The sequence below is a fragment of the Myxacorys chilensis genome (assembly GCF_059505265.1).
This window is the reverse complement of the sequence record NZ_JCACKG010000242.1, coordinates 14,458-26,644: the sequence shown is the minus strand read 5'-3', so window position 1 is coordinate 26,644 and position 12,187 is coordinate 14,458. Positions and strand designations below refer to the sequence as shown.

The 12,187-nt window shown below is 47.5% G+C and carries 12 protein-coding genes and 1 riboswitch; of the genes, 4 read left to right on the top strand and 8 right to left on the bottom strand.

Features of this window, described 5'->3' with window-relative positions; all coding sequences use genetic code 11:
• Positions 1-53: 53 nt before the first annotated feature.
• The 3 genes from AC5JLB_RS25025 to AC5JLB_RS25015 all read right to left on the bottom strand — a co-directional run bounded on the left by AC5JLB_RS25025 (position 54) and on the right by AC5JLB_RS25015 (position 1,613).
• Complete coding sequence (locus AC5JLB_RS25025; protein ID WP_495876543.1) at positions 54-389, bottom strand: STAS domain-containing protein; 336 nt, start codon at positions 387-389, stop codon at positions 54-56.
• Between the two features lie 290 nt (positions 390-679).
• Positions 680-1,129: a YidH family protein gene (locus AC5JLB_RS25020; protein WP_495876542.1), complete on the bottom strand. Its 450-nt coding sequence runs from the start codon at positions 1,127-1,129 to the stop codon at positions 680-682.
• A 55-nt stretch (positions 1,130-1,184) separates the two neighbouring features.
• A complete protein-coding gene (locus tag AC5JLB_RS25015) occupies positions 1,185-1,613 on the bottom strand; it encodes a hypothetical protein (protein ID WP_495876541.1) in 429 nt (142 codons plus the stop codon).
• A gap of 319 nt (positions 1,614-1,932) precedes the next feature.
• Here AC5JLB_RS25015 and AC5JLB_RS25010 point away from each other — a divergent pair, with 319 nt between their 5' ends.
• The 4 genes from AC5JLB_RS25010 to AC5JLB_RS24995 all read left to right on the top strand — a co-directional run bounded on the left by AC5JLB_RS25010 (position 1,933) and on the right by AC5JLB_RS24995 (position 7,092).
• Entirely contained in the window at positions 1,933-2,406 is a 474-nt protein-coding gene (locus AC5JLB_RS25010) for an NAD(P)H-quinone oxidoreductase subunit N (protein ID WP_495876540.1), read from the top strand.
• Between the two features lie 167 nt (positions 2,407-2,573).
• Positions 2,574-3,716, top strand: coding sequence for a circadian clock protein LdpA (gene ldpA, locus AC5JLB_RS25005; RefSeq protein WP_495876539.1), 1,143 nt, complete (start codon positions 2,574-2,576; stop codon positions 3,714-3,716).
• A 195-nt stretch (positions 3,717-3,911) separates the two neighbouring features.
• Positions 3,912-5,735: a R3H domain-containing nucleic acid-binding protein gene (locus AC5JLB_RS25000; RefSeq protein WP_495876559.1), complete on the top strand. Its 1,824-nt coding sequence runs from the start codon at positions 3,912-3,914 to the stop codon at positions 5,733-5,735.
• Positions 5,736-5,973: 238 nt separating this feature from the next.
• Positions 5,974-7,092 carry a histidinol-phosphate transaminase gene (locus tag AC5JLB_RS24995; RefSeq protein ID WP_495876538.1) on the top strand — a complete coding sequence of 373 codons (1,119 nt, stop codon included), beginning with the start codon at positions 5,974-5,976 and terminating at the stop codon, positions 7,090-7,092.
• A gap of 16 nt (positions 7,093-7,108) precedes the next feature.
• On the opposite strand, the gene AC5JLB_RS24990 is transcribed toward AC5JLB_RS24995, so the two are convergent.
• The 5 genes from AC5JLB_RS24990 to AC5JLB_RS24970 all read right to left on the bottom strand — a co-directional run bounded on the left by AC5JLB_RS24990 (position 7,109) and on the right by AC5JLB_RS24970 (position 12,149).
• A complete protein-coding gene (locus AC5JLB_RS24990) occupies positions 7,109-7,534 on the bottom strand; it encodes a hypothetical protein (RefSeq protein WP_495876537.1) in 426 nt (141 codons plus the stop codon).
• 343 nt (positions 7,535-7,877) lie between these two features.
• Entirely contained in the window at positions 7,878-8,528 is a 651-nt protein-coding gene (locus AC5JLB_RS24985; protein WP_495876536.1) for a universal stress protein, read from the bottom strand.
• Between the two features lie 131 nt (positions 8,529-8,659).
• A riboswitch (cyclic di-AMP (ydaO/yuaA leader) is annotated at positions 8,660-8,815 on the bottom strand.
• 423 nt (positions 8,816-9,238) lie between these two features.
• A complete protein-coding gene (locus AC5JLB_RS24980) occupies positions 9,239-9,511 on the bottom strand; it encodes a hypothetical protein (protein ID WP_495876535.1) in 273 nt (90 codons plus the stop codon).
• A 224-nt stretch (positions 9,512-9,735) separates the two neighbouring features.
• On the bottom strand, positions 9,736-10,638 hold the full coding sequence (locus tag AC5JLB_RS24975) for a DMT family transporter (RefSeq protein ID WP_495876534.1): 903 nt from the start codon (positions 10,636-10,638) through the stop codon (positions 9,736-9,738).
• Positions 10,639-10,643: 5 nt separating this feature from the next.
• Positions 10,644-12,149 carry a phytoene desaturase family protein gene (locus AC5JLB_RS24970; RefSeq protein ID WP_495876533.1) on the bottom strand — a complete coding sequence of 502 codons (1,506 nt, stop codon included), beginning with the start codon at positions 12,147-12,149 and terminating at the stop codon, positions 10,644-10,646.
• Between the last annotated feature and the right edge of the window lie 38 nt (positions 12,150-12,187).

Below are 12,187 nucleotides of genomic sequence, written 5' to 3'. Positions count from 1 at the left end.
TACTGACTCACCTACTCTGTTGCGGGCGATCTCACGCGATTCAACCGATGGAACTAAGCGGTGACTAATTCAAAAGCAGTGAAGCTCTCGAAGATTTCAAAGACGCGATCGAGCTGAGTCATCTCAAAAATGATACGAGTTGAGGCAGAAACAGAACATAGACTCAGACGCTTGTTTCTGCGTTGCGCTAACCGGAGAGCAGCAACCAAGACCATCAAGCCTGCACTATCAAGCGCTTCAGCTTGGCTCAAGTCTACTAACACTGTGAAATGATGCTCAGATAAGATAGCGGCTGTTAACTGAGTTTGAAACTGAGGCGCGCTAGCGGCGTTTAGGCAACCGCAAGGACGAACAATAGCAGTTTGAGGACGGACGAGTACATTCTGCATAACGTTACCTTTAATAAATTCCAAAACCAAGAATTTTGATGCCAATGCCCCTGACGATAGCTAGGTATCCTTGACATTGCCTAGAGCGGTTGTCGAGTTTGGCAGAATCTTTATTAGATAAGGGCTATTTTATAAACTTTTCAGTAAGGGGTTGAATTTAAATTGTAAAAAATTACACATTTGATGCGCTCCACATCTAACCTTGTCAAAGTTGCTAAAGTGAGGCGAACAAGGCAACCTTAATCGAATTTCTATCAAATCTTCTTGATAAATTCCCGGATCTATTCTTACTAGTTTCTACTGATCAAGGAACGGTTTACCTGAGAGTGGGTAGGTGCAGGAGAAGGACTGGGTATTTTGGTGCGTGACAAGATTAGTGGAATACTAAGCGTTCCTAGAATCATGACAACCGCTGTTATCACCCAAATGGAGAGAGGGCTGGGGCGGTAATTGCCCTGCTCAATTTGCCACAATACCTGGTTATATCGCCATGCCGCAAACGCGACCATCGTAATGCCGAACACAACCAAGCTAACGCCCAAATTCTCCGAGTTAAAGAGGGGATCTGCTTGATACTCTTGCCGAGTTAGAGCGAGATGTAGTTGGCGGAGAAATAAACCAAAGCGAGCGATCACAAATCCAAAACCAATCAATGCGATCGAGGTTCGTAACCACGCCAAAAAGGTGCGTTCGTTCGCCTGATGTTCTCGTTGACGGTCGATCTTTGGCTCTTTTGTCATGGAAATGTCATACGGAAAATATAATTCAGGCGAATAACTGGATGTCACAATCTATTTACTTGGAACGATCGCTTGAGAATACATCAGGGTAAGCTTGCCAAATCTTTTGAATAAACTGGTGTAGTTGATGAGATGCAGGTTTAGTTTGTACTTTAAGTTCAGGATTTGCATCCAAGCTGTAGAGCCATGACAGGAGCGGAATTACGTCAGTATCTAATGCTTGTTGGAACAGAACGGCAGGACACATTAGATCGGAACCGTCTCGCAAGTCTTGTAGAGCTAGAGAGTTACAATCTGTCCAGCCTATGACAGCATCTGACTGAGACACTAACGCTAACGGACGCACCCAGCATTGGCGTCTCGATTCCACAAACTGGACTACTTCTGCATAAAGCCGAGTTAAATCGTGTTCTAGGTAAACGATTTGAGAGGGATGAAAGATGATTGCTTTGTCTTTCCCTGCCTGAAATGCAGCAGAGTTCATGGGTATCAATTGAGTTTTGTGAACGGTATCTTACAGTTTAAGAGATCGAGTTAACAGATCATCACTTGTGATTGCAACATTTGCTCTCTGACACTACAGCATTTGCTCTCTGCCATCACAACGATCCATAGAGATATACCAATTGCTGAGTTCAAATTTTTCTGAGCGCAGGAAACAGAAGGAATGAGTAGAATTAGGAACGGATAAGCGCCAGACCGGTAGTTGAGCTGAAACTTGAAGGATTTCTAGCGAAAGATGAAGAAGTTCTGATCAGCAGTATCTATTACAGTAGAGAGGATGGGAAAAGGAGCGATCGCAGATGGCACTCATTACAACAGGCGGACAACTGATTAAAGATGTTGAAAAACACGGCGCAATTGCCGCGTACGTTCCTTTAGAAGGAGGCTTTGAGGGACGCTATCGCCGTCGAATACGCGCGGCTGGTTACACCTCAGTCAGTATCACCGCGCGGGGATTAGGAGACGTTGCCGCTTATTTAACGGGCGTTCACGGCGTTCGTCCAGCTCACTTGGGTAAGAAGAGTACAGGGGCTGGAGCTGCTGTTGGATATCGGTATTTTGCTCCTCCTATTGTCACCACTTACGTTGACAACCTTCCTCCCAAATCCAAAGGGCTGTTGCTTTGGATTATTGAAGGACACATTCTCTCTAGCCAAGAACTTGAATACTTGGCAAACCTTCCGAAACTAGAGCCTCGTGTCAAGCTTGTGGTTGAAGTGGGTGGAGAACGCTATTTTCGGTGGACATCGTTGACCGATGCGATCGCGGCGTAAGAGTTGGATGAAGGATGAGGGATGGAAGTAGAAACGTGAAACAGAACTCTGGACGGTTGAAAGTTGATCAGCCTTTTCCGCCTCATCTCTCCTCTCTACCTATGTCTTAGGAGTCAATTTTTCTTAAAAATCAGCTTTATTTGCGATTTGCACATTAGCATAAAGGGGTGACTGAATATCTTCACCCTCTACACTCCCTTAAGGAAGGTCACTGGTTTAAACTCATTTGCGGAGCCAGCTTTCAGCATCTTCCTGCCGTTCGCACACTCGCCCTCACATATGCCCTTGCTGGTGCGGATTGTATTGATGTCGCTGCCGATCCAGCGATTGTCGCTACAGCACGAGAAGGTCTTGCGATCGCGCACACTCTTTCTGATGAAGCCCGCCACCGAGGATTTCACGCTTCATCACCTTGGCTCATGGTCAGCCTTAATGACGGAGAAGATCCACATTTCCGCAAAGCAGAATTTATTGCATCAGAATGTCCAACCGATTGTCCGCAGCCTTGCGAGCAGGTTTGCCCAGCACAGGCGATCAGGTTTAGCCACTATTCTGGTGTGATTGATGAACTCTGTTATGGATGCGGACGATGTATTCCTATCTGTCCTAATCAACAAATTTCAACCCGATCGTATATCTACACGCCAGAAGTAATCTCGCCGATTTTACGGCAAGCAGGAATTGATGCGATCGAGATTCATACCCAAGTAGGGCGATTTGAAGACTTCAAGCGATTGTGGAGTGCGATTGCACCGTGGGTGCATCAACTCAAGCTTGTCGCCATTAGCTGTCCCGATGGTGAAGATCTGATTGACTACCTGCAAGCATTACACGATTTGATATCGCCCCTGCCCTGCGCTTTGATTTGGCAAACCGATGGACGACCGATGAGCGGCGATATTGGCGACGGAGCTACAAGAGCTTGCTTAAAACTTGGTCAGAAAGTTCTTGCCGCGAATCTTCCAGGGTATGTGCAACTGGCAGGAGGAACGAATCAATCGACTGTTCCCAAGCTAGAAACGTTAAATTTGTTGCACAATAGAAATAGTACTTTTGTATCTAAATCTATTGCAGGGATTGCCTATGGAAGTTATGCCCGGAGTCTACTTTTACCCATTCTGAATCAGCTTGAGGTACTGGAAATGCAGCCATCAACGTTACCACCAAATGCGATGAGAACGCCTTCTGACTCACAATTCCCCGTTCGCATCGAGACAACTCCCGCTTTACTATGGCAAGCCGTTGCGATCGCGGATGCACTCGTCAGCCAAATCAAACCTTCCCAGGTCTATTCTTCTCCAATCCGTTGATACAAGTGATTTAGCATACACCAGTGCTAAATGGCGATCCCGTACCCTACCCTCAAGGACTTCCGTTCCCCGTTCTTTTTGGAGCTTGTTGAACAACTTATGGTGCAACCCAGCGAGATCAACGTTTCCTCAGTCCCCGATTCTGACTACGACCAGAACGACCGTCACACCGGACTTATCTCCTCACCTAAAAGAATGCAAGTGACCGACGACTTAACGAAATTATTGGATATTTTGCCGAATGCTCTGCGCGATCGTTTAAATCAACATCCGCAGCGAGACAGTTTAGTTGAAGTCGTCATGGATTTAGGACGGCGTCCTGAAGCTCGATTTCCAGGCAAAGCAGAGTACCTGTCGGAAGATCCAATCACTCAAGACGAGTTAAATGAAAGCATCACCAAAGTTGGCGATTTTGGAGGAGACAACCGGGCCGGGATTGAGCGCACCTTGCACCGGATTAGCGCCATTCGGAATCGACGTGGCGATGTAATTGGTTTAACCTGTCGCGTGGGTCGAGCTATCTTCGGAACAATTGGCATGATTCGCGACTTGGTAGAAAGCGGTCGCTCGATTTTGATGCTGGGTCGTCCGGGTGTCGGCAAAACGACGGCATTAAGAGAAATCGCTCGGGTGTTGGCAGACGAGTTGGATAAGCGCGTCGTTATCATCGACACGTCTAACGAGATTGCAGGAGACGGGGATGTGCCGCATCCTGCGATCGGGCGAGCGAGACGGATGCAAGTTGCCCGTCCTGAGTTGCAGCATCAGGTCATGATTGAGGCCGTGGAAAACCACATGCCTGAAGTCATCGTCATTGATGAGATTGGAACGGAATTAGAAGCCTTAGCCGCCCGAACGATCGCAGAACGGGGCGTCCAGCTTGTGGGAACCGCCCACGGCAACCAATTAGCAAATTTGATCAAAAATCCAACGCTATCTGATCTCATTGGTGGGATTCAATCTGTCACCTTGGGAGACGATGAAGCAAGACGGCGCGGAACTCAAAAAAGCGTTTTAGAGCGCAAAGCGCCACCGACGTTTGATATTGCGGTGGAAATGCTAGAACGAGAAAAGTGGGTGGTTCACGAACAGGTCGCTGAAACCGTCGATAGCGTGTTGCGAGGGCGAGTTCCCAATCCTCAAGTCAGGACAGTTGATGAAACGGGCAAAGTGGTTGTTAGCCATGAACCCGTTAGTGAACAGGCAACGGCGCGGCTAGGGTCTCGCAGTGAGTTGCGATCTAACGTGGTTCATGGAGGGTTTCCCTCTCAAGAATCGAGCCAGTTTGCAGCGCCACAGAGCCGAGGATGGCGATCTTCGGGTCGCATGAAAGCTGTTTCTAGCCAAAGCAGAGCGCCGCTTTCGCCCGAACAGCAAGCCTTTGAGCAACTGCTTGACGAATCCTTAGACAAGCAGTCTGATCCGTTTAGCGCCATGCGTAGCCCCGACGGAAGCGCTGCTCCCTATCAAAGCGCAACTGAACAGCGCTACTTCCCAGGTCCCAACGGGGAAGAATTGCCCTTGCATGTTTACCCTTATGGGGTGAGTCGGCAAAACCTCGATCAGGTGATCCGGACGCTGAACTTACCAATTGTTTTGACCAAAAACATTGAGGATGCTGACACCGTGCTGGCCCTGCGATCGCACGTCAAAAATCACTCCAAGCTTCGGCATCTCGCTCAAACACGACAGATTCCGATTCACACGGTCAAATCGAATAGCGTTCCTCAAATTGCTCTTTCCTTGCGTCATGCACTCAACATAGATGATTTAGGAGTGCCCACCGATGCAGAATTAGATTTACTCGTACGCGGCGATAGCACTGACGAAATCGAAGCGTTAGAAGAAGCAAGATTAGCGGTTGAACAGATTGTCATTCCGAAAGGACAACCTGTTGAGTTGTTGCCGCGATCGGCAATGGTTCGCAAGATGCAGCATGAGTTGGTCGAACACTATCGTCTAAAATCGAACAGCTTTGGTGAGGAGCCAAATCGCCGTTTGCGAATCTATCCCGCCTAGTGTTGTAAACCTGTGGTTGGTTGCATTGCCTTGTAAAGACGCGATTAATCGCGTCTTTACAACACGTCACTGAAGCTGATCAGCGGGTCTACAACATCACTAAAGATCAGAGCTTTGGATGCGCTGTTTCTTAAGTCTCAATTAAGTCTCAAGGGCGCAAAGACAACGTTCCTGATGGCAAAATTTGTGGGTTGCACATCAAGGCGACCCTTCTCACTCAAAACCTATCGTTTCTGCCATGCTCCAGTTTATTCGGTCAGATTTAGCCCAGCTCACCTCTTACAGTACTCACCATACTGATAATTCAACCGTGCATCTCGATCGCTTAGATGTGAACGAGAACCCTTACGATCTGCCCGAAGAACTGAAGGAAAAATTGGCCTGGACATGGCAACAACAGATCGAATCGAATCGTTATCCCGACGGAGGTTATCTTGCCTTAAAGGAGGCGATCGCAGCTTACGCAACAGACTCCTCTAACGCCAACTTTGTGGCTGCAAATATCTCCGTTGGCAACGGTTCTGATGAATTGATTCGCTCTCTGTTGATTGCAACGTGCCTCAACGGAGAAGGCTCTATTCTCGTCGCAAATCCTACATTCTCGATGTATGACATTTTGGCGAAGACATTAGGAATTCTAGTGGTTACGATCGTGCGATCGCCTGACACCTTCGAGATGGATTTGACCGCCGCACAAGCCGCCATCACCGATACTCAACAGCCACCGATTCGAGTTGTATTTGTGGTGCATCCCAACTCGCCCACTGGAAACGCTTTAACTGAAGCTGAAATTACTTGGCTAAGGAGCCTTCCTCAACACATCTTGATTGTCATTGATGAAGCTTATTTTGAATTTAGCCAGACAACATTAGCAGATGAACTGGTACAGCATCCCAACTGGGTCGTGTTACGGACATTCTCAAAGGCATTTCGCTTAGCGGCACATCGAGTCGGTTATGCGATCGCTCATCCCGATTTAATCACCACACTAGAGAACGTCCGATTGCCCTATAACTTGCCAAGCTTTACGATCGCCGCTGCACAATTTGCCCTATCGGAACGGCAGCATCTCCTCGCGATCGTGGATGTTTTGCTAATAGAACGTCGCAAACTGATTGCAGAACTTTCAAAACACGAACAGCTTCGCCTCTGGAATAGTGATGCCAACTTCATTCATATTCGGTTGCAGAATGCGGATGAGGCTAACTCTAAACTCGAAGCAATCTATCGATCGCTCAAACAGCAAGGCACCCTGATTCGGCACACGGGTGGTGGGTTGCGGCTTACCGTAGGAACTCCAGACGAAAATCAGCGCACCTGCAATCGAATGAAACAAGCTCTAGTCGAAATGCTCTAGCCTGCGCCGCTTATATTTAAGACGTTTGGGAGTTTCGACGAATCAGTTCAATCGTCTGAGGTAACACCCCAACGAGAAGCGCGAAGGCATCATCTGGCACTTGAGCTACTATTTCTGCGCCAAAATAATTTTCAAACTGATTCAGAATCATTTGCGCTCGCTGAGTTGGTAATGGATTGTCAGTCAACTGTTGAGTCAATCGAATCCACTGCCGACGAATTAAATATGCCTTTTGGCGCTCCTCAGGGGATTTTGGGCAGACCAACGCCAAATCACCTATGGGTAACACTCGTTCACAATCTAAATCAAAGAAACTACCGACAGCGGCTCCAGGTCCGGCGAACTCAGCATGAAAGCGCTTATATAAGATTAAGCCGTTTCGTCTACGACTATTGACGATCAGCAACTGTCCCTTACTAAGCTGAGTCAGAATATCAGCCACTTTGCTTAAAGAATTACGATTTATGAAAAATGCCCCCCTATTCTATGGCATGGAACCAGAGAGCAAGAAGCTGTACGTGATGGAAATCAAAGCGTCTGATATACAACGTAATTTAGAGCGCTAGAGGGAGTTAGACATTCTCTCGCACTTATTCTTTCTACCCTGTGAAGTTCCTGAGTATTTCTGCAAGAAGTCTCATTTTTGATTTGTTGGCATTCGCCCCCTAATCTCCTAACTTCTAGAAAAGATAGACCTTAAACTTCCAGAAGTTAGGAGATTTGAAGAGTTTTTAGAACCTCTCTTAGAAGAGCAGAAAAAACGTAGAAGCGATGACTTAATGTTCTTAGGGGTCTTCTACATTCGATGGAATTCCTAGCACCGGGCATGGGAGTCGACGCAGTTGCTTGACCAATGAATGGTGTTTAGACTCACAGCCCAAGATCATCAGCGAGGCTGACTCAGACTCGACAACCGCTTTTAGCTCTTCAGCAACGGAGCCAAATCGCAAATGAGTTTTGAGAGAACCTCGCCACTCTTCTGCAAGACAACGCGCATGCCAAAGAATGCGATCGGCTTGCTCAAACACCTCCGCCATACTTGCTGGAGCCGATTGTAAGTCTACCTCTCGACATTCAGCAATGGCAGTTCCACCAGTCGCGCTGTGTCCTCCTACAGAGCGCTCTAAGTCGCAGTAGGGTCGGCTAGGCTGCAAATCTGCCAGTCTTTGCATCCATTCGTCGATCACGTAGACCACTTGTACAGTCACTTGTTTCCCCGTAGCTAAGCGGGTTTGATGAGCAATCCATAAGGTCAGATCCAGCGCCGTCTGACTGCGAGGCGAGTGAGAATAACCAACAACTAGATTAATTTCTGAGCTTGAAGCGTTGTGGGAACCTACAGGCGATTTTGCTTGCGGCAAGAGCAACATCTGGTTGACCAAATCAGTGCAACCCAGCGTGTCCTGAAGCCGTGCCAGCATTGACAAAATATTCACGATAACAAACCTCTCCTAACGACGGTGTGCGAGAGGTGGGTCGGGCCAAGCTACCGGTGTCACTATAAGCTGACACCTGTCACTCCCAGGAGACCACAACGACTACTGCACTGGGCAGTACAAGTCTTGGGCACTCCTCCCATTGCCGACGGAGTTAGCTGACGGGCTAAGACTGGAAGGTGTCTCTCTCAAACGCAGAGAAGTTTGACCTAAACCTCAAAACGCTTAAAATTCGCCCCAGAAAAATTGGTTCCTCCGCTTGAATTTGAACTTGGAGCTTTACCCCATTGCTCGATTCAGATTAGGCTACCCACAAAGAAACTGAGAAATTGACGCTAAGACATTCCACTATGAGAATGTATCAGATTTAAGAATTAAGAAGATGTGCCAGAATTTAAGCTCGGCAATTTGATTCTAAATCCGCTAATAACCAACTTATTACAGGTCAAGGTGTGAGAACTGCTATCTGCAAAACAAAACCACTCCAGATCATGAATTTGCTCAACTGATAAGTCACCCTAAACTAGTATATCAGTGCATTCCAACTCTGCGGTTCTTTATAAACTGTGATTTTTCATAAATAAAAATTAAGTAGTCGTCTACGCTACTTTTTAGTCTAGAAAAGACTACTGATAGAAAATTCTTAATATTTTTCACAGATAGATTCTTACAAGCTAGAAAAACGGGGTTAGCTTACTGAAAGCTTTGTCCTAAGCTGCTTGCTGAGCATTAGTTGTCTCAAGCATACGTTGGTAGAGACGTGCCGTTTTTGTGGAGCGCTTGAGCTTGCCTAAAAGTTCTAAGTAAGCGAAGGGAAGCACAATAGGCCAAAGCATTGTTGCGATCGCAATGACAAACCAAGATGTTTTTCTTTCTTCATCAGACATTTCTTCATCGCGGCGGAAGAAAGCCATCCAAGCGGAAAACAAAATCGGCATTACTAGAAGATAAAAGCCAACCGGGAGTAGGAACAGGGTCTGCATAACCAACATCTCAATGAAAGTCCAACGTTCGATCCGAAGCTTTTGTGAGAGGCATTTAGCTAATTCGCCTTGATGTACAAAATACTAGGTTATTCAGGTCTTTCTCATTGGCATAAATACCGAAGCATGAGACGGGGAGTTGCAAAAGCACGTGAATATACTAAGTCTTTTTTTGTTTGTTTTATTACTCTTCGTACAGAACGTAATAGCTGTAGTTTTGTAAGTTACGCTCTGCTAAACAATAAACTCACACCTGCTAAAGCAATCAAGACACCAATCACTGATCGAATACTAACGCGATCGCCCAACATTCGAGTGAGCGGAATAACGAACAACGGGCTGGTGCTGGTGAGGGCTTGAGCGACTCCAGTAGGAGCAAATTTAAGCGAGATTTGCTGGAGCCAAACTCCCAAATAGGTGCTAACGAAAGCAGTTCCAGCAACAACGAAAAAGAGGCTTTGAGAGCGCAATGGTTTAACGATTTCATGAGACTGCTTTTGTGCCACACCCCAAATCAATAGCACTATTGTTCCGCCAATTAAGCGAATTAACGTACTCCACAATGGGTCAACATCAGAGTCGATAAAGGCAAATCGAGAGAGGACAGCACCAATCGCTTGTCCTACAGCAGCAAGCAACCCAAATAAAGCACCGCGCCTGATTTGATAAGACGGTTCTGTTGATTCAGGAAGGCGCTCAAGAACAACCCAAATTACTCCTGTTAAAATCATCACAATTCCGAACCAGGATTGTGATGAGAGTCTTTCTTGTAAAAAAACCAGCGCTAAAAGGGCAGCGATCGCAGGCGCGAGGGTTTCAAATAGGAGAGTACGTCGCGCGCCAATCGAGTTGAGTGCATTGAAATAAGCCGTATCGCCAAATCCGATGCCGATCGCACCACTAAGCAACAGCAGCATGGCGCTTTTGACATGGATCAGTGGCACAGGTTGGCCGATTGCAAATAGAGTGAAACCGAGCATCGCGATCGCAATCCATCCTTTCGTCAAATTGAGCGCTAGAGGCGAGATTTGCTGTCCGACTCCGGTGTAAACCAGCGAGGCACAGGCCCAAATGAAGGCAGCGCTAAGAGCCGCAATTTCGCCTCGATAGTGAAGAACCTGGAACATGAATTTTAGAGAAGTTTTAGCAGTTCTAAAGTCTGTTTGGGATGAACTAGCGTATTGGCACAGAGAATTCCAGAAGCGGCGACGGCAGGAACTCCGATGCCGGGAGTCGTACTGTCACCAACGCGATAGAGTCCTGAAATTGGAGTGTGGCAACTGGGGAACAGTCCTGCTCCGGCAGCAATAGCGGCTCCATAAGTGCCTTGATGACGACGCAGATACCGAGCATGAGTTAATGGCGTGCCCATGAGTTCTAGCACAATCCGTTGCCTGATATCTGGAATGACTCGCTCCAAGGCGCGAAAGAGGGAGTGCGATCGCGTTCGTTTCTTCATCTCGTACTGCTCGTCGCGCATCCAGCCTTCATAAGGTTCGAGGGTATAGGCATGAACTCCATGATGGCCTACAGGCGCAAGGCTTTTATCCCACACTGAAGGAATAGAAATCATGCAGGTGTTCCCCGGCTCAGCGATGTCTTGATCAGCATCGTGCACGACGACATGATGCCCAGTCAACGCCTCTAATCCGTCGGCTCGAATGCCTAGATGTAAGTGCATAAAGCTATCGACCGTGGGAGTTGCTAGCGCGGATTGACGGTAGGCAGTAGGAACATCAGATGGTCGTAGCAGATGGGTATAGGTGTCCCAAATAGTGGCATTGGAGATGACGATCGGGGCACTTAGGGTTTCCCCATTTCGCAGTCGAACACCTTTCACGGTGCTTGATTCCACCAATATTTGCTCGACATGCGTTCCCAAGCGAAGCTGTCCGCCCCATTTCTTGAAGCCTCGGATCAAGGCATCCACGATCGCAGTACTACCTCCAACCGGATAGTCAATGACAGATCGCGATCGCTCTCCAAACATAAATGCAACTTCCGGGGCGATCGTCCCGTGAGCTTTTAATCCTGATAAAAGAAAACACTCCAAATCAATTAACCGCCGTACCCACGGATCACGAATCGTTTGATCCACCAACGCCCCGACCGAGCTTTGAATCAAACCCAGGTTTGGCAACAGCTTTAGCAACGATGGAAAGTAGCGGATCAGCGTGGGAATGAGGTTGAGATCCGATCGCAGTGCCAGAGTAGGAATAGCGCGTAAGCCCTCATATAGGCGCAAGAAGCGTTTTTCTAGTTGAGCAAATTCTGTTGCGCCTTGAGGAGTTATGGCTGCGATCGCCGCTCGATATTTTTCGGAGTCGCCATAGATCGGCAGCGTAGCGTCAGGAAAATGATAATGTCCAAACGGATCGTAGGGAATCGCAGGAATGGTTTCTCCCAAAACGGCTAAAACTTGTCGCAGAGGATTGAGCGAATTTGGGTCAGAAAGCCCGCAGTAGAACGATGCGCCCGAATCGAAGTGAAATCCTTGGCGCGAGAATCCGTGGACGGCTCCACCCGCGATCGTATGGCTTTCACAGAGGAGAACTTGTTTGCCGTAGCGAGCGAGGAGTGCCCCTGCCACCAAACCACCAATGCCGCTTCCAATCACAATCACATCGGCTTGCTGCATGAAAATTTAGAAGATTACATGAATATTTAGAAGTAAAC

Bases quoted from the DNA above. Each gene is read 5' to 3' on its own strand.
- AC5JLB_RS25025 (WP_495876543.1), bottom strand. From the start codon at position 389: ATGCAGAATGTACTCGTCCGTCCTCAAACTGCTATTGTTCGTCCTTGC.
- AC5JLB_RS25020 (WP_495876542.1), bottom strand. From the start codon at position 1,129: ATGACAAAAGAGCCAAAGATCGACCGTCAACGAGAACATCAGGCGAAC.
- AC5JLB_RS25015 (WP_495876541.1), bottom strand. From the start codon at position 1,613: ATGAACTCTGCTGCATTTCAGGCAGGGAAAGACAAAGCAATCATCTTT.
- AC5JLB_RS25010 (WP_495876540.1), top strand. From the start codon at position 1,933: ATGGCACTCATTACAACAGGCGGACAACTGATTAAAGATGTTGAAAAA.
- AC5JLB_RS25000 (WP_495876559.1), top strand. From the start codon at position 3,912: ATGCAAGTGACCGACGACTTAACGAAATTATTGGATATTTTGCCGAAT.
- AC5JLB_RS24995 (WP_495876538.1), top strand. From the start codon at position 5,974: ATGCTCCAGTTTATTCGGTCAGATTTAGCCCAGCTCACCTCTTACAGT.
- AC5JLB_RS24980 (WP_495876535.1), bottom strand. From the start codon at position 9,511: ATGCAGACCCTGTTCCTACTCCCGGTTGGCTTTTATCTTCTAGTAATG.
- AC5JLB_RS24975 (WP_495876534.1), bottom strand. From the start codon at position 10,638: ATGTTCCAGGTTCTTCACTATCGAGGCGAAATTGCGGCTCTTAGCGCT.
- AC5JLB_RS24970 (WP_495876533.1), bottom strand. From the start codon at position 12,149: ATGCAGCAAGCCGATGTGATTGTGATTGGAAGCGGCATTGGTGGTTTG.